Origin of the sequence: Paraburkholderia kirstenboschensis (assembly GCF_032806925.1) — a bacterium.
GTDB lineage: Bacteria > Pseudomonadota > Gammaproteobacteria > Burkholderiales > Burkholderiaceae > Paraburkholderia > Paraburkholderia kirstenboschensis.
Window position 1 is genome coordinate 656,915 of record NZ_CP136512.1, and the last position, 22,859, is coordinate 679,773.

General features: G+C 61.6%; 20 protein-coding genes. 11 read left to right on the top strand and 9 right to left on the bottom strand.

Features of this window, described 5'->3' with window-relative positions; translation table 11 throughout:
• Entirely contained in the window at window positions 1–3,483 is a 3,483-nt protein-coding gene (locus tag RW095_RS11645) for a transglutaminase family protein (protein ID WP_317019187.1), read from the bottom strand.
• A gap of 233 nt (window positions 3,484–3,716) precedes the next feature.
• On the opposite strand from RW095_RS11645, the gene RW095_RS11650 reads away from it, so the two are divergent.
• Entirely contained in the window at window positions 3,717–4,853 is a 1,137-nt protein-coding gene (locus tag RW095_RS11650) for a zinc-binding metallopeptidase family protein (protein ID WP_317019189.1), read from the top strand.
• Window positions 4,854–4,986: 133 nt separating this feature from the next.
• Here RW095_RS11650 and RW095_RS11655 read toward each other — a convergent pair whose 3' ends face one another.
• Window positions 4,987–5,418, bottom strand: a complete 432-nt coding sequence (locus tag RW095_RS11655; RefSeq protein ID WP_027777497.1) for a phasin family protein — start codon at window positions 5,416–5,418, stop codon at window positions 4,987–4,989.
• 355 nt (window positions 5,419–5,773) lie between these two features.
• Here RW095_RS11655 and RW095_RS11660 point away from each other — a divergent pair, with 355 nt between their 5' ends.
• Window positions 5,774–6,232 (top strand): hypothetical protein, encoded by a 459-nt coding sequence (locus RW095_RS11660; protein ID WP_317019191.1) that lies wholly within the window; start codon window positions 5,774–5,776, stop codon window positions 6,230–6,232.
• A 536-nt stretch (window positions 6,233–6,768) separates the two neighbouring features.
• Window positions 6,769–7,536: a DUF4410 domain-containing protein gene (locus RW095_RS11665; protein WP_317019193.1), complete on the top strand. Its 768-nt coding sequence runs from the start codon at window positions 6,769–6,771 to the stop codon at window positions 7,534–7,536.
• Window positions 7,537–7,637: 101 nt separating this feature from the next.
• Here RW095_RS11665 and RW095_RS11670 read toward each other — a convergent pair whose 3' ends face one another.
• Window positions 7,638–8,030 (bottom strand): response regulator, encoded by a 393-nt coding sequence (locus RW095_RS11670; protein WP_128586342.1) that lies wholly within the window; start codon window positions 8,028–8,030, stop codon window positions 7,638–7,640.
• A gap of 208 nt (window positions 8,031–8,238) precedes the next feature.
• The gene (locus RW095_RS11675; protein WP_317019194.1) at window positions 8,239–10,035 is read right to left on the bottom strand and encodes a cytochrome c biogenesis protein DipZ; all 1,797 of its coding nucleotides are present in this window, start codon (window positions 10,033–10,035) and stop codon (window positions 8,239–8,241) included.
• A 348-nt stretch (window positions 10,036–10,383) separates the two neighbouring features.
• On the opposite strand from RW095_RS11675, the gene RW095_RS11680 reads away from it, so the two are divergent.
• Together RW095_RS11680 and RW095_RS11685 are read left to right on the top strand one after the other, a co-directional pair.
• Window positions 10,384–10,935, top strand: coding sequence for a thioredoxin family protein (locus tag RW095_RS11680; protein ID WP_317019195.1), 552 nt, complete (start codon window positions 10,384–10,386; stop codon window positions 10,933–10,935).
• Between the two features lie 93 nt (window positions 10,936–11,028).
• Entirely contained in the window at window positions 11,029–11,943 is a 915-nt protein-coding gene (locus tag RW095_RS11685; protein ID WP_317019196.1) for a LysR substrate-binding domain-containing protein, read from the top strand.
• Window positions 11,944–11,952: 9 nt separating this feature from the next.
• On the opposite strand, the gene RW095_RS11690 is transcribed toward RW095_RS11685, so the two are convergent.
• Complete coding sequence (locus tag RW095_RS11690) at window positions 11,953–12,207, bottom strand: tautomerase family protein (RefSeq protein WP_128596364.1); 255 nt, start codon at window positions 12,205–12,207, stop codon at window positions 11,953–11,955.
• A gap of 57 nt (window positions 12,208–12,264) precedes the next feature.
• A complete protein-coding gene (locus RW095_RS11695) occupies window positions 12,265–12,975 on the bottom strand; it encodes an SDR family NAD(P)-dependent oxidoreductase (protein ID WP_317019197.1) in 711 nt (236 codons plus the stop codon).
• A gap of 388 nt (window positions 12,976–13,363) precedes the next feature.
• On the opposite strand from RW095_RS11695, the gene RW095_RS11700 reads away from it, so the two are divergent.
• The 6 genes from RW095_RS11700 to RW095_RS11725 all read left to right on the top strand — a co-directional run bounded on the left by RW095_RS11700 (window position 13,364) and on the right by RW095_RS11725 (window position 19,359).
• Window positions 13,364–14,302 carry a YihY/virulence factor BrkB family protein gene (locus tag RW095_RS11700; RefSeq protein WP_317019198.1) on the top strand — a complete coding sequence of 313 codons (939 nt, stop codon included), beginning with the start codon at window positions 13,364–13,366 and terminating at the stop codon, window positions 14,300–14,302.
• 208 nt (window positions 14,303–14,510) lie between these two features.
• On the top strand, window positions 14,511–15,458 hold the full coding sequence (locus RW095_RS11705; protein ID WP_317019200.1) for a TauD/TfdA dioxygenase family protein: 948 nt from the start codon (window positions 14,511–14,513) through the stop codon (window positions 15,456–15,458).
• Window positions 15,459–15,517: 59 nt separating this feature from the next.
• Complete coding sequence (locus tag RW095_RS11710) at window positions 15,518–16,585, top strand: ABC transporter substrate-binding protein (protein ID WP_317019201.1); 1,068 nt, start codon at window positions 15,518–15,520, stop codon at window positions 16,583–16,585.
• Between the two features lie 16 nt (window positions 16,586–16,601).
• A complete protein-coding gene (locus RW095_RS11715) occupies window positions 16,602–17,516 on the top strand; it encodes an ABC transporter permease (RefSeq protein ID WP_317019202.1) in 915 nt (304 codons plus the stop codon).
• Between the two features lie 43 nt (window positions 17,517–17,559).
• A complete protein-coding gene (locus tag RW095_RS11720) occupies window positions 17,560–18,447 on the top strand; it encodes an ABC transporter permease (RefSeq protein ID WP_317019203.1) in 888 nt (295 codons plus the stop codon).
• A 33-nt stretch (window positions 18,448–18,480) separates the two neighbouring features.
• Window positions 18,481–19,359, top strand: coding sequence for an ABC transporter ATP-binding protein (locus RW095_RS11725; RefSeq protein ID WP_317019204.1), 879 nt, complete (start codon window positions 18,481–18,483; stop codon window positions 19,357–19,359).
• A 395-nt stretch (window positions 19,360–19,754) separates the two neighbouring features.
• Here the strand turns inward: RW095_RS11725 and RW095_RS11730 are convergent, their stop codons facing one another.
• The 3 genes from RW095_RS11730 to RW095_RS11740 all read right to left on the bottom strand — a co-directional run bounded on the left by RW095_RS11730 (window position 19,755) and on the right by RW095_RS11740 (window position 22,410).
• Complete coding sequence (locus RW095_RS11730; protein WP_317019205.1) at window positions 19,755–21,701, bottom strand: T6SS phospholipase effector Tle1-like catalytic domain-containing protein; 1,947 nt, start codon at window positions 21,699–21,701, stop codon at window positions 19,755–19,757.
• The gene (locus tag RW095_RS11735; RefSeq protein ID WP_317019206.1) at window positions 21,691–22,056 is read right to left on the bottom strand and encodes a hypothetical protein; all 366 of its coding nucleotides are present in this window, start codon (window positions 22,054–22,056) and stop codon (window positions 21,691–21,693) included. Before RW095_RS11735 ends, RW095_RS11730 begins: the two co-directional genes overlap by 11 nt.
• A 171-nt stretch (window positions 22,057–22,227) precedes the next feature.
• Window positions 22,228–22,410: a hypothetical protein gene (locus RW095_RS11740; protein WP_317019207.1), complete on the bottom strand. Its 183-nt coding sequence runs from the start codon at window positions 22,408–22,410 to the stop codon at window positions 22,228–22,230.
• Window positions 22,411–22,859: the final 449 nt, after the last annotated feature.

A 22,859-nucleotide genomic window follows, 5' to 3' on the forward strand; every position in this document is an offset into this window, starting at 1 on the left:
TTACCAGTAGCGCAGATCGAGCGTGAACGGAAATTCGAGGCTACGTTGCGGCGCATCGGCTGCAAGCGGCCCCGGCGTATGGCCCGACGCGAAAAAACGTGCGCGCCGCCGGCTTTCGGCTTCGTAGGCGTTCACCGGGAACGTCTCGTAGTTGCGCCCGCCCGGATGTGCGACATGATACTGGCATCCGCCTACCGAGCGGCCATTCCATGTATCGACCAGATCGAACGTGAGCGGCGCGTCGACGCCAATGGTCGGATGCAACGCCGAAGGCTGCGACCACGCCCGAAACCGCACGCCCGCCACATATTCGCTGACGCGGCCTGTCGGCTGCAACGGCACGGGCACGCCATTGACCGTCAGCACATGGCGGTTTTCGTTCAAGCCGAGCGCGCGCACCTCGAGCCGCTCCACCGACGAATCCACATAACGCACGGTGCCGCCCGGCGAGCCCTCTTCACCCATCACATGCCATGGTTCGAGCGCATTGCGAATGGTCAGCGATACGCCGCTCACCGTGGTCTCGCCGACCAGCGGAAAGCGGAACTCGAAGTGCGGTGCGAACCAGCTGCTGTCGAACGCGAAACCCGCGCGGTTCAGTTCGTCCAGCACGTCGTCGAAATCCATCTTCACGAAGGTGCCGAGCAGGAAACGGTCGTGCAGTTCCGTGCCCCAGCGCGTGAGCCGCTGCGTGTACGGCGTGTGCCAGAAACGGGCGACCAGCGCGCGCAGCAGCAACTGCTGCACGAGGCTCATGCGCGCATGCGGCGGCATTTCGAAACCGCGCAATTCGAGCAGACCGAGTCGCCCCGTCGGTCCATCGGGCGAATACAGCTTGTCGATGCAAAATTCCGCGCGATGCGTATTGCCCGTCACGTCGATCAGAATGTTGCGCAACGAGCGGTCGATCATCCACGCGGGCAGGTTCGAACTATCGCGTCCGCCAAGCAGGTCGATCTGCCGCTGCAATTCGCGCAACGCCACTTCGAGTTCGTAGACCTGATCGTTGCGCGCTTCGTCGATCCGCGGCGCCTGGCTCGTCGGCCCGATAAAGAGCCCTGAAAACAGATACGAAAGCGAAGGATGGTTATGCCAGTACGCGATGAGACTGGCGAGCAGATCCGGACGCCGCAGGAACGGACTGTCGGCGGGCGTCGCGCCGCCAAGCACGAGGTGATTGCCGCCGCCGGTGCCGGTATGGCGTCCGTCGGTCATGAACTTCTCGCTGCTCAGATAGCTCTGCGCCGCCGACTGATAGAGGTACTCGGTGTGATCGACCAGTTGATCCCAGTCCGCTGCCGGATGAATGTTCACCTCGATCACGCCGGGGTCGGGCGTGACCTGCAACATCTTCAGACGCGCATCGCGCGGCGGCGGATAGCCTTCAAGCACGACCTGCATGCGCAACTCGGCGGCTGTCGCTTCAACCGCGGCCAGCAGATCGAGATAGTCGTCGAGTTCGGTGAGCGGCGGCATGAACACGTGCAGGAGCGTTCGGCCGCCGCCGAGCCCGTCGGCTTCCGCTTTGGGACCGGCCGCGCGCTTCGGATCGCGCGCCTCGACGCAAATGGCCGTGCGAAGCGTTTCCTTCGACGACTCGCCGCGCGCGGGCGCTACGGCGGCTTCCGTTTCACCGCGCTGCGGCGCATACGCCAACACCGTACTGCCAGGCATGCCGCTCAACAGATCGCCTGCCGACGACGACAACGCCGCCGCGCGCCGTGCGTCCGGGCCGGTCATTTCGTGCTGCTCGCCGTCGTATTGCATGCGCAACTGCGCGGCCGAACGCAACGGCACCGGCGGCGCGAACGGATCGTGTGCATGCTGATACGGATAGTCGGTCTTCGACACCCACGGCAGCGAATCGAGCGGCAGGCGATAACCCATCGGCGAGTCGCCGGGAATCAGGTACATGCGTTCGTCGCGAAAGAACCAGCGGCCGCTGACCCACTTCGGCGCCTCCTGCGGCACATCGCGCTCGCGCGCAAGCGGCAGCACGTAGCCGGTCGCGCCGCCGAGTCCCGCGTCGAACACGCGGCGCAAACGCACTCGCTCGAGTTCGTCGTCGAGGCGCGCGTCGAGCGGATCGACGTTGACGGGCAGACGCCGCTCGCGCCACAGGTAGTACCAGACGTCTTCGAAACCGGGAAGGATGCAGTCTTCATCGAGCGAAAGTTTGGTGGCCAGGTGCGTGAGGAAGCGTTGCGCGTCGGCGGCCGTGTAGGTACCTGGCTCGCGTTCGTCGGCGAACAATTCGGGGTTCTGCCAGCACGGCTCGCCGTCGGCGCGCCAGTACAACGACATCGCCCAGCGCGGCAACTGCTCGCCCGGATACCATTTGCCCTGGCCGATATGCAGGAAGCCGTTTGCGCCGTAGCGTGAGCGCAGCTTGTCCATCAGCGCGACGGCGTAGCCGCGTTTGGTCGGGCCGAGCGCGTCCGTGTTCCATTCGGCGGCGTCGCGATCGCGCACCGACACGAACGTCGGCTCGCCGCCCATCGTCAGGCGCACGTCCATGTCCGTGAGTCGACGGTCGACGTGCGCGCCCATCGCGAGGACGTCGTTCCAGACTTCTTCGCTATAAGGCTTCGTGACGCGCGGCGTTTCGAGCACGCGGCTGATCGACATGGTATGGCTGAACTCGACCTCGGATTCGTCCACCGCGCCCGAAATCGGCGCGGCGCTGTCGGGTTCCGGCGTGCAGGCGACCGGAATGTGACCTTCGCCGGCAAGCAGGCCCGAAGTCGGGTCGAGGCCGATCCAGCCGGCACCTGGCAGATAGACTTCGCACCACGCGTGCAGGTCGGTGAAGTCGACTTCCGTGCCGCTCGGGCCGTCGATAGATTTGATATCCGGCGCAAGCTGCAGCAGATAGCCCGACACGAAGCGCGCCGCAAGGCCCAACTGGCGCAACGTCTCGACTAGCAGCCAGCCCGAATCGCGGCACGATCCGGCGCCGCTCGCGAGCGTTTCCTCGGGCGTCTGGACGCCCGGCTCCATCCGGATCAGATAGCGGATCTCGCGTTGCAGCCGCTGATTCAACGCGACGAGGAAGTCCGCGGTCACAGTCGGCGCGAGGTCGATACTTTTCACGAACTCGGCGAAGCGCGGCGTCATGGGACGCTTCACGCGATACGGCGCGAGTTCGAGCGCGAGGTCCGGTGAATAGTCGAACGGAAATTTTTCGGCCGACGGCTCGAGAAAGAAATCGAACGGATTGTAGACGGCCATTTCGGCGACCAGATCGACGGTCACCTTGAACTCACGCGTCTTCTCCGGGAAAACGAGCCGCGCCTGATAGTTGGCGAACGCGTCCTGCTGCCAGTTGATGAAGTGTTGAGCCGGCTCGACCCGCATCGAATACGAGAGGATCGGAGTCCGGCAATGCGGGGCGGGCCTCAAACGCACGACCTGGGGCGACAACGCAACCAGCCTGTCGTAACGGTAATGTGTGACGTGGTTCAACGCGACGCGTATGGACACACCGGACTCCTGGTCTATGGTTGGCAGCCCGCCAAAAGCAAGCTTCATGCCGTTCATCTGAAAGCCGCATGCGGCCACGGTGCTGCTGTTGGCAGGGCCGTGCACCAAACAGAGGCGGCGCCCATGCACGATCATGCCCGTACTGTGCGTTAAAGCGGTGACGTCTGGCAAATGCGGCATGAACATTGCGCGACCGACGCTTCTCACTGTCACTCACCGCTCGGGTTTCGTCCATGAAAACGTTCCACTGCAATCGCTGCTCGCACCTCGTGTTCTTCGAGAACGTCCGGTGCGAGCGCTGCGAGGCGCTACTCGGCTATGTGCCGGAACTCCGTGAGATCAGCGCCTTTGAAGACGCGGGCGAAGAGCGCTGGCGCAGCCTGCACCCGGAAGCGGACGGCGCGCTTTACCGGCAATGCCATAACTACTCCGTCGAAAACGTCTGCAACTGGATGATCCCCGCCGATTCGGACGACACGCTTTGCCAGTCATGCCAGTTGACACACACCATTCCCAATCTCGGCGCGCCCGAGAACCGGCTTTACTGGTACCGCCTGGAAGTGGCGAAACGCCGGCTGCTGTATACGCTCGGCGAATTCGGCCTCGACATCAAATCGCGCCAGGAAGACCCCGAGCACGGTCTCGCATTCGAATTTCTCGAGGACGGCGGCGACGGTTCACGTGTGATGACCGGGCATGACAACGGGCTCATCACGCTGAACATTGCGGAGGCCGACGACGCCCACCGCGAGAAAGTGCGCACCGCGATGGGCGAGCCGTACCGCACACTGCTCGGCCACTTCCGCCACGAAACCGGCCACTACTACTTCAGTCAACTGGTGGAGAATAATCCGCGTTGGCTCGAACCGTTCCGCAAACTTTTTGGCGACGAGCGCGCCGATTATGGCGAAGCGCTCGACGCGTACTATCGCGACGGCGCGCCGGCCGACTGGCAGGCGTCGTACATCAGCGCGTATGCGACGATGCATCCGTGGGAAGACTGGGCCGAGACGTGGGCGCACTACATGTTGATCGTCGACGTGCTGGACACGTCGACTTCGTACGGCGTCGCGCTGCTGCCCGACGATCCGAGCGAACCGACGCTGACCGACCGCACGCCCGTTGAAGACGCAAGCTTCGATAATCTGATGAAGCGCTGGTACCCGCTCACGTACGCATTGAACAGCCTGAACCGCAGCCTCGGCATGCCGGACGGTTATCCGTTCACATTGGCCGTGCCGGTGGTGGACAAATTGCGCTTCGTGCATCGCGTGATTGCGGAGGCGGGGAATAAATCGTCGGCTTCGCAAAGCTCGAAAGGTCCTGCGAAACAGCCCGCGTCGAAGCAGGCAACGAAAAGCGTACGCTGACGCACATTGAGCCGATCCGGGCGGCCTTACACATGAAAAAGCCGCGAAAGGTTCGACGAAATCCGACGACCATTCGCGGCATTGGCTTCGGGCAACATCTGTCGCCGGGAAGCGACTCAGCACCTTAGCGCGCTTACTTCTTCGGCTGTTGCTGTTGCAAAAGCGAACGCAATTCCTGCACGTTTTCTTCCACGCGTTTGGCGATCACCGCATACGACTCGGCTTGCGTCTGATACGCCGCCTGCGCGAGCTGCTGCATATCCGCGAGCGACTTGTGCAAGCTTTGCTGGATCAGCTCGGCTGTCTTCGCGGAAGGCGTGGACCCGCTCGCCGACAGCTGCCCCGTGAGCGACTGCAATTCGGTGAGCGTCGTGCGCAGCATCTCCGCCTGTTTCTGCGCGAGCGACTGCATGCCCTGGAACGCCGTCTGATTCGCCTGAACCAGTGCTTCGACGTCCTTGCGCCGTGCTTCCATGATGGCGGGCACGTCGAAACCGGGCAGCTTGAACTGCTCCAGCATTTTGGTGAAGTCGCCAAACGGATTGGCGGTATCAGGTCGGTCCATGCGAAATCCTCCTTTACGGTTGAACAATCGCCACCGGCGCCTCGCCGCAAGATTCACGCGATGCAGGCACCCGCGGTCTCCGGTGCGCCGCGCCCCGCGAGAGCGTTGCGCGGTTGTGGGGTCGGACGGCACATTAGGTCAATCATGCGCCATCCCACGCTATTGCGCCAGCGCATGCGTCGTTCCCGCACGCCGCGCGCTACGCCCCGCCGTACCTCGCTACGCGAAAGGCTTCGGCGCAAGACTTCGTAAGCGTGGAGAAGCGTGTCCGTAACCCGGCACAACGGAGTCTCGTCTATCGTTAGGATGAGCCGGCGCACTGTCGCGCCGGCGCTGTGTCGATGGGAGCGACTTCATGAAAAAACAGATCTTCGGCGCGGCGGTGGCCGCCGTGCTGACCATGTCCGCAACGGCCGCATTTGCGGAAGACGGCTTCCCGACGCCGCCTACCTCTCATCATGGCGAAGCGCCGCATATCGAGGGCGCGCGAGGAACGCACGACGCGATGGGCCCGATGCGCCCGATCGGCCCCGGCTTCGCCGTGATCAACGATCTCGAACAATTGCGCCGACTGTACGCACTGAGCGGACGCCCGGGCGACATCGTCGCTGTGTATCACGACGTGCTCAACAGGACGCAGGACCCGATGCTGCGTCACTACGTGTACGACTCGCTCGCCCGCGAACAGTTGAAGCCCGCCAATCCCGAACAGGCGATCGCCACGTTGCGCACGAGCCTGTCGGAAGACCTCGCCACGGCCAGCAAACCGCCGCGCACGCCATTCGATAACCCGCCGCAGACGAAGCCGCAGTAACAACTATTCCCCTGGAAGCGCTGCCGCGAACAGGCCTCGCCGACGTTCGTCGCGCAGCGTTAGTTCTCGCACATTGCCGTTCACTGGCCGCTTTTTCGTCTTCCGTCTGTTGATTACGATAAAGGCTGTCAAAACGCCCGTGCGAGTGAAGCATGCGTTATCCAGCCGATGTAGCCGTTGCCGCCGCTTTGCTCGTGTTCGTGCTTTGCTGCATCGTGACGCTTGCGTTGAACTGATCCCTCCTGCACGTTGCGCCGCTCGCAATCGCGCGGCGTTCTTCTGTCTATCCACGGTGCATTACTCCCGCGCAAAACGCCCGCTCGGCGCGTGACATTGCGCGAAATAATTGTTCGATGGAGTCGGGCAAGGGCCTCCGCCATACTTCGTTTCGCTGCCGGTGCGTACGAAACAGAACGCAAGAGATCAAGAGTGCTTTATGTGCGACACCTGTCGCCGATGATCACGATCCCCCGGTTGCCGGTCATCGGAAGATACGTTCGAACACTACGGCACCGCGTGCCGACAACGAGACAACCATGCTCAATTCAATCAAGCTCATCAAAAAGAACACCGCCCGTGTTGCCTGCATCGCACTTGTCAGCGTCAGCGCGTTGCTGACCGGTTGCGCAGGCGGCAGCGTCACCAACACGAGCGCGGCGACCGCGCAGCCGACCGTGCGTCCGGACAACATCTACGTCTACACGTTCGATACTCATGCCGACCAGGTGAAGCTCGACGGCGGCATGCTGCAGAAACTGAAGGCGCATATGGACGGTTCGTCTGCAGCACAGAAGCAGTCCGACGACGCCGCCGAAGTCCGCGAGCAGGTCGCAAACGAAATCGTGCATCAGTTGCAGTCGATGGGTCTGCGCGCGATCCGCTCCGACATACCCGCGCCCGCCGACGAAAACGTGCTGATGGTGCAAGGCAGCTTCGATACGATCGACGCGGGAAACCGCCGCCGTCGCACACTGATCGGCCTCGGGGCCGGCAAGAGCGAGGTGAGCAGTTCGGTGCAGATCTTCTATAAGCCCGCAGGCGGCGCGCCGCAGCTAGTGCAAACCTTCGACGCAAGCGCCGACAGCGGCAAGACGCCGGGCATCGCCGAGACGGCCGGCGTGGGCGCGGCGGCGGGAGGTATCGTGACCGCGGCGACCGTGGGTGGCGGTTTGCACGCGGTCTCCGAAACGAAGCGCGCTGGAGTGTCCGCCGACGCAACGCGGCTGGGCGATGCCGTGGCGAAGCAGATTGCGCAAATTGGCGTGAGCGGCGGCTGGCTCTCGAGCAGCCACATCAAGGGCTGACGAGGGCCGTGCGGCTCCGGCGTGAGCCGGGCCGCACGAACTGCATGCAGACCGCAGTGGTTTTCGCAGTCGCGCGTCGCCAGCAACCGCCGCCACGACAATCAGTTTGTCTCGCGCCAGAGATTGCGCATGAGCTCAAGCAAAGCGGTCGGCGCGGTACCCTTCTGGCAATAGCCGTCGAAATTATGACGGCCACGACCGGTTTCCCGCACATGGTCTTCGTCGAGCGAGGTAAACGCGACAATGCCAAGACTCGGCGTGGGCAAATAACTACGCAGTGCGCTTGCCGTTTCGTAGCCGTCGCGCTCCGGCATCATGATGTCGAGCACCACGACGTCGGGCACCCAATCTTTCACGCAGCGCAGCGCCTCGTTACAACCGATCGCCGCGCGAGCTTCCACACCCTCGTACGAGAGATAGGTAGCGAGCGCTTCCGCAGCGCCCGCGTTGTCGTCGACCACGAGGACGCGAGGCACCTCGTGCAATACCCGCACCTGGCGGGCGCTCCATCTCTGGCAACTACTCGTTGTTTGGGGCATATCACGATCTGCGATAAAAAACTATCGCAGCGCAGCAAGTGGCATACCACGCCGGGCCTGCAGGAACGTCGTCGCGCCGCTCTCTCGCGTCGCGCCGGGCAGGCAGGCTTGGAATACCGCACTTGCCTTTCCCGGCCGGCTCCGCACGCGAGCTCCGATTGCGCTAGCCGAATGTGAATGCGTACGCACTCACCCCCGAATCGAGAAACTGGATCTCGAACGTTCGGTCCTGCACCGGCCCGCTTTGCCGCACAAGCTGATAAAGCCGCTCTTTATCGACAAGGCCCACTCCGTTCGCGTCCGTGTCCGCGCCGTGCGAAGCGCCCGGCGGCTTGCCGTCGATCGTCACTTTGAACCTCACCGGCTTGCCGTCCGCCATCGGACCGAGCACCAGATGCAGGTCGCGCGCGTGGAACCGGTAAGCGATCTTTCCACCGCTTTTGCCCAATTGCGCGCGCTCGGCGGCGACATTCCACTCGCCGTCGAGGCTCCAGCTTCCTGCCGGCAGTAGAGCGGGCGAGCTGTAGATGCGAAGCGCGTCTGGCGCGAGCGTTTCCGGCGACGCAAAGCCCTCCGCCTGGCGATAACCGACGTAGGTCTCTCCCGAGCGCAAATCCTGCGGGTCGGCGGCGGCTTCAATTCCCGTCGCCTTCGCGGCACCCTCGGGCGCCGGCAGCTTCGAATGCCCCGCGTCCGCTAGCAATTGACGGATGACTTCTTCCGATTGCTCGTACCCGCCCTCTCCGAAATGGTGATAGCGAATGTCGCCGTGCGCATCGACGATATAAAAGGCCGGCCAATACTGATTGTCGAACGCCTGCCACACGGCGAGCTTGTTATCGATGGCGATCGGATAGTCGACACCGAGATCCGCCGCGGCCCGCTTCACGTTGGCAATGTTGTGTTCGAATGCGAATTCCGGTGCGTGCACACCGATTACGACGAGCCCCTGATCGCGATATCGGCTCGACCACGTCTTCAGATACGGCAACGTACGCAGACAGTTGATGCACGAGTACGTCCAGAAATTGACGATCACCACCTTGCCACGCAGATCGCCCGTTTTCAGAGGTGGCGAATTCAGCCAGTCGACCGCGCCCGACAGCGACGGCATTGCGCCTTCCACGGGCAGCGCAAGCGGCGCGGCAACACGCATCGGATCAGATACTTCGCCGCCCTCCGCGCTCGCGCTGACCTTCAGCAACGCGCCGGCGTTCGGCCGCTGCGCATTCGCCCTCGGCGACCAGCGCTGAACGAGTTTTCCTTCGATGCCGGTGGTATTCAACGAAGGCACATAGGCCAACGCACGCGTATCCACGCCGAGCGCGATTGCCCCGGCGGAAACGAGTACCGCCACGCCGAGCACCTGGCGCAGGCGCTCGCTCACTCCGTACGCGCGCTTGAGCATGGCGAGCAACCGCCCGCCGATTGCGAGGACGATGGCAAGCGAAGCCGCCGCGCCCGCTGCGAACGCGAGCAATGGCAAAACGCTCGCACTGCCAGGGCGATGCAGAATCACGCCCGTCATCACGAGACCGAGGATCGGGCCCGCGCACGGGGCCCACAGCAGTCCGGTCGCGACGCCGAGCAGCACCGACGACACCACGCGAGGTTGGCCGCCGCCGCGGCGCAACGCGCCGTCGAGACGATTGCCGGCACTGACGAGCGGATGCGTGAGCCGCTCGGCCATCGACGGAAAAAGCAGTGCCGCGCCGAATACGCCAAAGAACGCGAGCGCGATCCACCGGCCGTATTCGTTGACGTGGGCGACCCAGGCGCCGCCGGCCACGGCGAGACTCGCGACAGCCGCGAAGGTCAGCGCCATGCCGGCCAACAGCGGCAAGCCGTGCCGGACGAACGACTGATCGACGCGCGCAAAGACGAGCGGCACGACCGGGAGAATGCACGGACTGAGAATGGTGAGCATGCCGCCGGCAAAGGCGAGAAGTATGAGCAGCATAACGATGTCCTTTCGTTCAATGAGTTCGTCGACCAGGTCGGCAGACCGGAGCGGAACGCTTACATGCATTGAACTACCGGCACGTATCGGGCTTGTGTCGGTGCACGCGGCGAAGTGCAAGTTCATGTATCGGCGGCTGCCTGGATACAGTGCGACACAAAAGTCGTTGAGCCTCGCGGGCCGGGCATGACTTTGTATCTCAGCGTATCGAGCGGCCATGCCGACACAAAACATCGCGCGCGAGCTCGGGCAGCGACATATGCCAGATACGTCGGCGGCGTCCAATGACGTCATGTCTACCGATCAACCCTTGCGCGCAACCCGCGTCTTCTGAAAGGACATTCGATCATGCACGCCCGACTCAAAACCATCGCCACTATCGGCTCATTCATCGCGCTCGCGTTGCTTGTCAGTCTGCTTGCCACGCGCGGCAGCGCGCTTACCGCGGCCGAGCGCAATACGCCGGCCGCGCCCCAGATAACCGGCATCGACACATGGCTCAACAGCCCGCCGCTCACACTGCCGCAACTGCGCGGCAAGGTCGTGCTGGTCGACTTCTGGACCTATTCATGTGTCAACTGTGTCAACACGCTCCCGTACGTCAAGGGCTGGTACAAGCAATATGGCAATCAGGGACTGGAAGTGATCGGCGTTCATACGCCGGAGTACCCGTTCGAACGCGACGTTGGGCACGTGAGCGCGGCACTCAAGAAGTTCGACATTCGCTACCCGGTGGCACTCGACAATCAGTACGCGACGTGGAACGCGTTCAATAACCAGTACTGGCCCGCGCTGTATCTGTTCGACAAGGCAGGCCACGTCGTCTACAGCCACTTCGGCGAAGGCGACTATGCACAGACGGAGGCAAAGATTCGCGAGCTGCTGGCGCAACCGGGCTGATGTCGTGCGGCAGCGCCGCATTCCGGTATTGACGACGCCAGGTCCGCCTGCGAGCATGCGTCAATCGAAATCAACCAGGCTTTGCGACGGCCCATGCGAGCACCCAATCATCTGAATGCACTGCGCGCTTTCGAGGCGGTCGGTCGGCATCTAAGTTATGTCGCCGCTGCGGAGGAACTGCACGTCACCCCCGCCGCGATCGGCCAGATGATTCGCGGGCTGGAGGAAACGCTGGAGATGGAGCTATTTCATCGCTCGACGTCGGGCGCGTCGCGGCTCATGCTGACCGACGCGGCCCGCGCGGCCATGCCCGAACTGCAAGCGGGTTTCGAATTGCTCGCAACGGCTATCGAGCGTCTGAAGGCCAGCAAGGAGCGCATCACGGTGACTGTCACCGTGCCGCCTGCTCTCGCTGACAAGTGGTTTTTGTATCGCGTGGAACGATTTCAGCGCAACTATCCGCGCTACGATCTGCGCATCGACCTGTCGCTCAAACTCGTCGACTTCACCGCTGACAGAGTGGATGCCGGCATCCGTTACGGCACGGGCCAATGGCCGGAGCTTAGCGCCACGTTCCTCATGCGCGACGAGTTCTTCCCCGTGTGCAGCCCCGCGCTGCTCGCCGGCAAACATCCGCTTAAGACACCCGCCGATCTGAACTACCATCCGTTGATACACGACATATCGATGCGCACGGCTCCCACCTTTCCCACCTGGCGGTCGTGGGTGCAAAAGACGGGTAACGCGGGCGTCGTCGACTGCGACCGCGGGCTGCAAATCAACGACTCCGCGGCCGCGATCCACACTGCAATATCAGGCAACGGCGTGGCACTCGGCCGAACCTGTCTGGTGGAGCGCGACATCGCGGAAGGCCGCCTGGTGCGGCCATTTGCCGAGGCTCAGACTTGCGAACTCGCCTACTACGTGGTCCACAGAAAAGACAACGGCAACGAGCCCGCCGTGGTCGCATTCAAGGAGTGGCTCCTTGCGGAAGCCAGCGCGCGGTAGCCGCGTAGCTCAATCGGTCTTGCCGCTCTCAACGCTTTTCAGCGCTTTCTGCTTGCGGTATTCCTGAACCGGCAAGCCGCCCCAACCCCAGTTTTCCATGTCCACTTCTTCGATCACGACAAACGTGGCTTCGAGCGGCTTTTTCAGCACGTCGAGCAACACGTGGCTGACACCGCTGATCAAGCGCGCTTTCTCATCGGCAGTGACCGATGATGCGCCGGGTTTCGTTCCCTCGCGCGTAACCTGAATCGTGACGATAGGCATGTCGTTCTCCATGGCAAAGCGGGCGCCGCCAATCGGCGCCCGGTTATTTTCGACGGTTTAGTGACCGGCGCTCTGGCCGCCGTCTACGTGCAGGATTTCGCCCGTCACGAACGGCGCCGAGTCGAGATACAGCACAGCCTGCACGATGTCGTCCATTTCGCCCATGTGACCCATCGGGTGCAGTGCTCCAAGCGCCGCGTGCGTTTGAACCGCATGCATCGGCGATTTGATGATGCCAGGCGACACCGCGTTGGCGCGAATCCCGGCCTTTGCATATTCAATGGCGAGCGACTTCGTCGCTGCGTTCAGGCCGCCCTTGGTCAACGAGGCAAGCACCGAAGGCACGCCGCTGATCGCGTGATCCGTGAGGCTCGTCGTAATGGTGACGATGTGCCCGCTTTGGTGCTTCTCCATCTCGGCAATCGCAAGCTGGGTGATGTTGAAAAAGCCGTCGAGGCTCACGCCTTTCATTAATGCGTAGTCTTCGGCCGTATAGCTGGTGAAAGGCTTCGCGAGAAAGACGCCTGCGTTGTTGACGAGCGTATCGATACGGCCGAAACGTGCGACGCCTTCTGCGATCACGCGCCGCGCTGTGGCCGGATCGGCGATGTCGCCGGCGACCGTGGCGATGTTCGGGTCGTCGAACGGGGTAATGCCGCGCGCCGTTGCGACCACACGATAACCGCGTTGACGGAACGCCTTGACCAATTCGGCGCCGATGCCTTGCGATGCGCCCGTCACCACTGCGACTTTTTCCGACGTATTCATGTTGTGCTCCAAAGTATTTAGATTCAGATATGAGAGCGCGCTGCTCGACCGTCTGCCGCTTGCTGAAGCGGCTTTTGCAGTGCGTCCTCGGTGACTGAACTATCGGCTTTGCGCCGCCATTGGACAAACGAGAAGATCTGCTGCGGCGGGAAAGAAAAGCTACGGCGGCCGCGCGGGTTGCGATGAGCAGCTAGTCGATATCGGACAGCGTGGAGCGGCGGCAGCGCGCGCTTGCTAGTGCCCAACCCGACGCTGGCAGCCGCGGCGCGCCTCGCGGGCAGGCACAGGGCATGCGCAGTGCAATCCAGCGCTGCGGACCGCCGGGCGGGCTCAGCCATCGGCTCATCGAGAGCCGCGGCGCATCATGATGTTCAACGGCGAGGCGTATATGAACAAGATCTCATCCCGCGAGGCGGTGTCGAAAAAACACGGGCGGTTGCGTAACGCTTTCACCGTCGCCGTAAACGCAGGCAAGCGTTTCATGTCGGACCGCTGCCCGATGATGGCCGCCAGCGTCGGCTTCTATTCGGCTTTCTCGCTGGCGCCCACGCTCTTGATGGTGCTCGCCGTCGCCGGCTGGTTCTTCGGCGAAGATGCGGCACGCGGACGTCTGTTCGATCAGATGCGCGGCATTCTCGGCAAGGACGCGGCCGAGGCGATGCAGACCATCGTCGAGCACGCGCATCGGGCAAGCGGCGGGGGCATCGCCGCAGTGGTGTCACTCGTGCTGCTGATAGTCGGCGCATCCGCGACTTTTACTTCACTGAACACCGCGCTCGATGTCGTCCTTGAAGCCTCGAAAGACGCTAAAAGCAAGGGCAGCATCACCTGGCTCGTGCGGACGCGGCTGGTGTCGGTCGGCATGGTGCTCGGCCTCGGCTTTCTGCTCGTGGTGTCCCTCGTGCTCGACACCGCGATCACATATGCGGGGCATGCGATATTCGGCGATTCGCCATTAGTCGTCGTCACCGCGATCTTGCAAACGGTAATCGGACTTATCGTGCTGGGCGCCGCGTTTACCGCGCTCCTCAGGTGGATGTCAGATGCACACGTGGGTCTGATGCACGCCGCGATTGGCGGGATGACAGCGGCAATACTGTTTTCGGTCGGCCGGCATCTGTTCGGCCTTTACCTCACGCATGCGGGCACAGCCAGTTCGTTCGGCGCAGCGGGCTCGCTCGCGGTGTTGATGATGTGGCTGTACTTCTCCGCAGCGGTGTTTCTGTTCGGCGCGGAAACGACGGCGGAACTCGCAGGACGCAACGAAGTGAAGGACGAACAGAAAGACCGGCCGTTGTCGGTGGGCGCGGCACGCTCACGCGGTTGACGGCCGCTGCGTTAGTACTCGACCACGCCGCTGCGATAGCACCCGTATCTCTGGTCCAGCAAAGCGCCAGGCGGCGTGTGCGTCATTCGCACAGCCGCTGATTTTCATAGCTCGAATGATTGGTTTGATTCGCACGCCGGCGAATCTAACGTGTAATACCGCACACGGCCCGTGGCGCGGCATAGACGTATCCGATCAGGAGTTATGCATGAGCGCAGCCGCTTTGGAGGAAGTGCAGTCCATCGAGGTCAGCCCGCTATCCGCGCACATCGGCGCGGTGATCGGCGGCGTGGACCTCACGCGTAAGCTCACCTCGCGCCAGATCGCCGAGATTCGCGCCGCCTTGCTGAAGTGGCGCGTGGTGTTTTTTCGCGAGCAATTTCTGACGCACGAACAGCACGTCGCGTTTTCCGCGCAATTCGGCGAACTGACGTTGGGGCATCCGGTGTTCGGCCATGTCGACGATCACCCCGAAATCTATTCGATTTCGAAGTACCGGAAGGCGACCCGTTTCGAAGGACAGGCGCTGCTGCGTCCGTGGACCGGCTGGCATACCGACGTAACGGCAGCCGTCAATCCGCCATGGGCGTCGATCCTGCGTGGGGTGACGATTCCACCCTACGGCGGCGACACGCAGTGGACCAACCTGGTTGCTGCCTACCAGAAACTTTCGGCACCGTTGCGCGCATTCGTCGACGGTTTGCGCGGCGTTCATCGTTTCACGCCGCCAGCTGGCGCGAGCGGCACCGAAGCATTTACTCAGGCTGTCGAACGTCGTGCGCTTGTGACCGAGCATCCGCTCGTGCGTGTGCATCCCGAAACCGGCGAGCGCGCACTGTACGTGAGCCCGAGCTTTCTGAAGTCCATTGCAGGCGTGACGCCGCGCGAGAGTCAGGCGTTGCTCGAATTGCTGTGGGAACACGTTACGCGGCCCGAATTTACCGTGCGCTTCAAGTGGGAAGCCGGCAGCGTCGCGTTCTGGGACAACCGCGCGACCGCTCACCTCGCGCCCACTGACATCTTCGATCTCGAGTTCGACCGGCAGTTGTACCGCACGACGCTGGTCGGCGATGTGCCCGTTGGGCCGGACGGGAAGCCGTCCGTCGCAATCGAAGGTTCGCCTGTGGGCGCCGCAGCGGCAATAGCGCTGAACTGAGCGGCAGATCTTTTTTGCCGCGCCGGCCTTTCAAGCCATCTCATCTTTGCCATTCACGCATGCACTATTTCCGTTTATTGAAGTCTTTCGTCATCGTGGCGGCACTCTCGCTTGCCACCGTACAGGCGTATGCCGACAAACCCGCGGTCATCCGCATCGGCGTCGCACAGCAAGGCGGCGGCGACCCGCCGACGTTCGGCGGATCGCCCGCAGCCACCGTGCAATTGCAGCAGTCGTTGGAGAAAGAGTTCGCCGCGGACGGCATCAAGGTGCAGTGGCTATTCTTCAAGGGCGCGGGTCCCGCCGTCAACGAAGCAACTGCGGACAATTCGCTCGACTTCGCGTTCCAGGGCGATTTACCTTCAGTGCTCGCGCGCGCCAATGGGCTGAAAACACATCTTTTGCTGGCTTCGGGCGTGCGCAGCGGCATCAAGGTCGCCGTGCCTGCCGACTCCGACGTGCGCTCGATCAAAGACCTGAAAGGCAAGCGCGTTTCGCTTTTCCGCGGCACTAATCTCCAGCTCGTCGCCGATAACTCGCTTGCCGCGAACCAGCTTAGCGAGCGTGATCTGCGCGTGATCAACCTCGATACCGCGAGTTCGCTGGCCGCGCTTGCGTCAAAAGGTATTGACGCCGCCGTCAACGATTATCACGTGTACAAGCTTCGCGACCAGGGCCTTGCGAAAGTTGTCTATGAATCGCAGAACGACGGCCCGCAGTTCACCCGCCAGGCACATCTGCTCGTGGTCGACGAATTCGATCGCGCGCATCCGGACATCGTGCAACGCGTCGTCAACGTGTTCGTGAAAGGCGCGCAATGGTCATCCGATGAAGAGAATCGCGATCAACTGTTCAAGCTCTGGGCCAAAAGCGGCGTGCCTTACTCATCGTGGCAGGCGGAGTACGCCAATCAGCGCCTGAAAGACCGCAATTCTCCGCTGGTCGATCCGTTCATCGTCGCGCGTTATAAAGCCGTGGCTGCGGATGCGCTGAAACTCAAGCTGATCCGTCAGCCAGTGGAAGTCGACAACTGGTTCGAGACGAAGTATCTCGACAATGCATTGCGCGAACAAAAGCTCGACCACTATTGGACGCGTTACGACGCCGCCGGAAAACCGATCGGCTAACCGTGGAGCGATCACCATGAGCGAAACCGCAATTCAGGTCAGTGGCGACCCGCTCCGCAGTGCTGGCGTTGCAGGTGTTGAGGGCGTTGCAGGCACTACGGCAGCGACAGGCATAGCATCGCGCGATTCGCTGCAGGGATGGTCATGGCTGCGCGGCTCATGGCTGCGCGCACTCGGCTGGCGCCTCGCGCCATGGCTCTTGCCTGCGGTGCTGCTCGCGCTATGGACGAGCGGCAGCGAGCGAGGCTGGATCGCGCCGCAAATCTTGCCGCCGCCGGAGCGCGTATTCGAAACGTTCGTCGAACTCGCGAAGAGCGGCGATCTCATGCGTAATACGCTGATCAGTCTGCAGCGTGTGCTGCTCGGTTTCGGCGCGGGCACGCTCGCGGGCTTTGCGCTCGGTGCAGCGCTCGGCTTGTCGCGCACGGTCGAAGCCTATGTTTTGCCGAGTTTCAACGCGCTCGTGCAGATTCCGGTGCTGGGGTGGCTGCCGTTTCTGTTGCTGCTCGTCGGCGTCGGTGAACCGCTCAAGTACATTCTGATCGCGCACGCGGCGCTGGTGCCCGTCACGCTGAGCACGTTGCAGGGGTTTCGCCAGACGCCCGCATCGCTCGACGAAGTGGCGCGCGTTTTCGAATACAACCGCTGGCAGCGTATCTTCTATCTGGTACTGCCGGCGGCGGTGCCGACCCTCGCCACCGGTGTCCGGCTAGCGTTCACGAAAGCATGGCTTGCGCTTGTCGTAGTGGAGCTGGTCGCGTCGTCAGAAGGACTCGGCTATCTGATCGTTTATGGCAGGCAGTTGTTTCAGCTCGATCTCGTGATGGCGTCGGTGGTCGTGGTGGGCGCGATCGGTTACGCGATGAACCGCGCGCTGGACGCACTCGAGGCCCGTTTGAGGCGCGGCCAGCCGTCCGCGTTTCGCGAGTGACAGAGATGTTTGCAGCCCGCAGCATCGACTCAAGGAGCGCATGATGAGCCTCGCCCTTTTCTCCCTTTTCGACCGTTCGAAAGCTCGCGAAGAATCCGTCGAAACCTCGTGCGATTGCAGCGCGCCCGCGGAATTTCGCCGCGCGGCAGTTGCGCGCCGCCGCGTGTTCTCTCGCGTCGACTGGCGCGGTGCGGTTCTGCCTGTCGTTGCGATTGCGATATGGTGGGCCGCGTCCGAAGCGCATCTCGTGAAGAGCGGCCTGCTCGTTACGCCCGCTCAAGTGCTTGCCACCGCATGGCAGCAGATTGTCAGCGGCTCGCTTTTGAGGGCGCTGTCCGCGTCGCTTGCACGCGAAGCCAGCGGTTTTGTGATCGGTACGTTGGGCGGTTTGCTGCTGGGCTGCGCGCTCGGCTTTTCGCGGGTCGCCACTCGTATGATCGGACCGAGCTTCGATACATTCAAACAGATATCGCTCTTCGCATGGATACCGCTGATCTCCGTGTGGTTCGGTCTCGGCGATGCCGCGAAAGTCGTATTCCTCTCGCTAGCCGCGCTACTGCCGGTCACCGCTCATACCTGCGACGGCATTCATGCAGTGCCGCGTGCCTATATCGAAGTGGCACGCGCATTCCGCTATTCGCGCTGGCAGCTGATTCGGGGCGTGATTATTCCAGCCGCATTGCCGTCGATCTTCACCGGCATTTATCTCGCGCTGATCTACTCGTGGCTGGCGACGCTCGGCGCCGAATATCTGCTTGTAGCCGGCAGCGGAATCGGTAATACGCTGATAGACGGCAGCGAGCAGTTCCGCATGGACGTGGTGCTGTTCGGCGTGATCGTGGTGGGCGTGACAGGGTGGGCATTGAATGCGCTGGCACGCGCTGCGGAGCGCGCTATTTTCGCGCGGCGCTTGCGGTCATCCGGCCAATGAACCGGCACTAGTAGCAAACATCAAGGATCGCTCATGACTTATTCGACTTATTCGACGGTGGCTGAGAGCCTCGACATTCTGCACGTCAGCAAGCGCTACACGCAACAAGACGGCGCACCGCTCGCCGTACTGGACGATATCAATCTGCGTGTACGCGCTGGCGAATTCGTCAGCGTGCTCGGCTCGAGCGGCTGCGGCAAATCCACGTTGTTGCGGTTGATTGCGGGACTCGACCGCGATTACAGCGGCGAGATTGCCGTGGCGGGACAGAAAGTGCGCGACACGTCGCTTGAGCGCGGCATCGTGTTTCAGGATCACCGCCTGTTTCCGTGGCTCACGGCATCGCAAAACATTCTCGCGGCGCTGCGCAATGCACCGCTCTCAGCGACTGAAAAGCGCGACGCGGTTGCCGAGCATATCGCGCTTGTCGGTCTTAAGGGCTTCGAGCATGCGTATCCGCATCAACTGTCGGGTGGGATGGCGCAGCGTGTGGCGATTGCACGTGGCCTCGTAAACCGGCCGCGAGTACTGTTGCTCGACGAGCCGTTCGGCGCGCTCGACGCGCTCACGCGCGGCCGTTTGCAGAACGAGTTGCAACGTATCTGGGAACGCGAGCGCATTACGATGATTCTCGTCACACACGACGTGGACGAAGCGCTTTATCTCGGCGACCGTGTGGTCACGATGGCGCCGCGTCCTGGCCGCATTAAACGGATCGTCGATGTCGGTTTGCCGCGTCCGCGTGAACGCAACCATCCACGCTTTGTGCGCCTGCGCGATGAGATCCTGGCAGATTTTGCGGAGCAGGACGACAAGCCGCGCGCAAACGATGCTGAAGACGATGCGCCGCAAGGCGGAACGCGTGTTGCGGTGGAGAGACCGCCAATCGGCGAATGGAGGCTTGCGTGGTGAGTGGCGCGCTGCGGTATTTCGGAGTTCACGCGGCGGCAACGTAGAACCGCAGATTGCCCGTTCACGCGATCATGGGGCTCTGCACTCTTGCATCGATGCACTACGACAGGCACGCCCATAACCAGCATGGAGCAGGCCTCGGATATCTGGTTGTCACCGAGTTTGGGACAACTGACCCGGTCCCCAAGCCGGGCATTATGGTGACCATCAATCTCCATACTGCCAGTTAACCTTGATGACGTTCCCACCGTGGTCCGCTGAGTCGCCTTCGAAGCAAATTGCACGATCCATCTTTACCGCCTTTTTATTTTTAAACGCACTATCCGCCACTGAGGTATGCGAGTCCAATTAGCAGTGCGCGGCGCGAATACCAGCGCCACCCGTCTTTTTAAGAGTCACAGATGAAGCGCGGCCTTGGTCGATTGCCACCCGTCTTCAACGGTCTGCATGCCACTGTCGATGGCCTTGCCAGTTGCATCGGCGGCTGACCTGGCGCCCTGCTGCACTTGCTGGGTCATGCTGGCTGCTTTCCATTTCAATGCGTCCAAAGCCGAAGAGGCTTCCTTCTGCACCATATCTACTGAATCGATGACGACCCGCTGACCTTCGTCGATTTTTGTGATCACCACTTTCCTGCTGGTCTGATATACCTCGACAGTATATTTCTGACCCGCGGCCATGGTGTCCACTACAAACGTTTCCCCGACCTTGTATGTCCTGGTCGCTATCATCTTGCCCGCCTGCCACGTTTCCACCACGATATGTCCGGCGGCGTTGTAGACCTTGATGACCGCCTCCCTGGCGGCGTTCGCGTTGGCGTCGAGCCACTGCAAGCCTTCAGCCAGAACATTGCGGCTGCACTCGGTCATACCGCGCGGCCGGAAATAGCTGAAGGGTTCAACTCCGCACAGGAAGCCCGCCTTCGAATCATGCACATACTTGCTGATCAGGCCTAGCACGTCGTCGGCCGCTGTGGCCTCCCAAGCCTGAAGACGCCACGTTTCGGGCTTCACCATCTGGCCGTAGACTGTTCCAATGATCTGAAGTGGACTCTCTTCCCCTAACACCAGACCCGCTGCCGCCCGACGGCTGCGCAGTGCCTTTACTTCCTGCGCCATGCTCGCATGGCCGAGGAGTTGGTGGCCGATATCAGAACTATTGTCGGGTGTCCTGATGCCTCGCCGGAACATCGTTCCGTACGCCGAATACAGCGCCTTCATATGCGCGTTGACCACGTTCTCGGTGGGGCCGCTGGCTGGCACTGCGCTCATGTAACGCGTGAAGGCCGCGTCGGTCTCCGGATCTACGGCAAACTGTTCGCTAAACAGCGCCCTTTGCTTGGGATCGTTTGCCATGTCGTTATAGGCCAGCAAACGCGCCCCGGCTTTTGCCGCCTCGCTCATCATGTCCCGCAACGGAATGCGGGCAAGGTTGTTCGAAAGCCTCTGGTCAACCGGCGCATAACCGCCGCCGACATCTGAATGCACTCCCGGATAAATGGTCTCGGTCCAGTTGGGCATCAGTATCCCGTGTTGCCGGATCAGGTCAACAGGGAAGGAAAAGCGCAATTCGTGCCCAGCGACGTAATGTACGCATCGCTCGACTGCCCCCGGAACCTTGAGATTTTTCTCCGTGAAGACCGAGTCCATATTCGCCGATGGCACGCCGAAGGACGCCACCGTGTCGAACAGTCCCATGAATTGGATACGGACCGGAAAGCCCTGATAGGTCAGTTGTCCCTGTTTGTCTGTTTTGCATTCGTTCAGGAAATCGTTGGCGAAAGTCCGCGCCAGTGCCGCTCCGCGCGAAAAGCCAAAGACCGACAGATTGATCATCTTGATCAGACGATGCGCCGCCAGTGCTTTGCTAAGTTCCCCCAGGCTTTCACCCTTGCTTTGCTCGGCATAGGCCTTCGTCGTCGCGTTCAGCTTCTGCGCGTTGTCGAGCAGGACCATGCGCAGTTTGTCATTGACGTTGTGTTTTCCGAAGTCAGTCCGTCGGGTTCCCCCTGCGCCGCCCACTCCGCCAGCTACGTTGTCCTGCGTTGCGGTCCACGCGCCGTCCAGCCAGTCGGTTGCCGTGCCGTTAAAAGGCGTACCCACGCCGGATATATAGATGGGGTAGTTCGGCTTTCCATTACCAACCAGCAAGGCCGCCGCACGGTACATTTTGGAGGGATTGGCCGACTTGTTTTTCGGTTCGTCGGCTTTCTGGTTATTGCCCGTGCCATCAAAGAAAAGGCTGATATTGACGACGTCCGAACAATCCTGCTTCGGGCTTGGGGGACTGTTCGGGACATCCCGGTTGCCGGAAAGCGCGGATTGCAACTGCTCACTTGCCATGATGGTTGCTCTCTTCAATGATCCGGCTTCCGCGGGGCGTCATCTCGGGTATGTACCTGTCGAAAACAAACTCGGCCGTGTCATCCGGATAGATGTTTACCGCCAGATACCGCGCATCAGCTGGAATATGATCCCTGGTGAGATTGATGGTATTTTTCATAGCAAATGTCTCGCCGGAGCCCGCATCACGCCAAGTCAGAGTTTGTTGCCTGAACGGAACAGTGATGCCCGTGATCATGCCGTTCCCGCCGTAAGCATTGGCGACGCCGATATCAGACCCATTGAGCGTGACATCGAATATCGGGCGATCCCGGTAGCTGTACAGCACAACGGACAGCACAATGTCATTTTTCATAAACAGTCTCACTTTGTGGTTTTCATCACGGCACGCAACCAAGGGATAAACCGGGCCGAGCGCAAGACATCGGATCAACGTTCGACGGGTTGGATTAAAAAGCATCAGTTCCTCGTTCCGGTTTCAGGTCGAATTAGATGAGTGGAGCTTTTTTTGGTGCGAGGTATACATTCACGGAAATCGCTCCAACGCTTCTGCCAGGCTGATCGGACTCTCTCGAACACTTTCCAGCAAGCCCACGATCACGCGGTTCTCGTACACCTGATTACCGTAAATCAGCGCAGCCCAGATGTAGTTAATGATGTCCCTCATACCCAGCAGGTGCAGCTGTGCCTCCGGCAGATGTTTTTCCACGCAGGCGTATCACTCTGTCTCAGGTATGGCAGCGAGTAGCTCGGGCTTGGTGGCGTTGATGTAGCCAAGGATATGATCCGGCACACTGGCTTCCACCAGCATATCGACCTGCGTTTGCGTGAGCCTGAGAGGAAGCCTTGCTTTGCGCCAATTATGCGGAAGCCAGGTTCATGGGGGTATCAGACCAGCGTCGGATTTCTGCAGGATTGATAGGAAAAAGCATGCAGAAAATTCAGATTGCGATGCGGCATCGCGACCGTCGGCCAGGAGCATCGCCCCGCGGGCAGTTGCGTATGTCCGGCGCAAGAAAAAGCCCGCGCGGGGCGGGCAAAAGCAGTCGTGCGCTAATCGCGGAAAGTCGATGAAGGTTATTGGACAACGTCCCGAGAGCGGGCGAGCAGGACGTCAGTCCACGATATGGGCCGCGGACGCGGAGCCATCCGCCAATC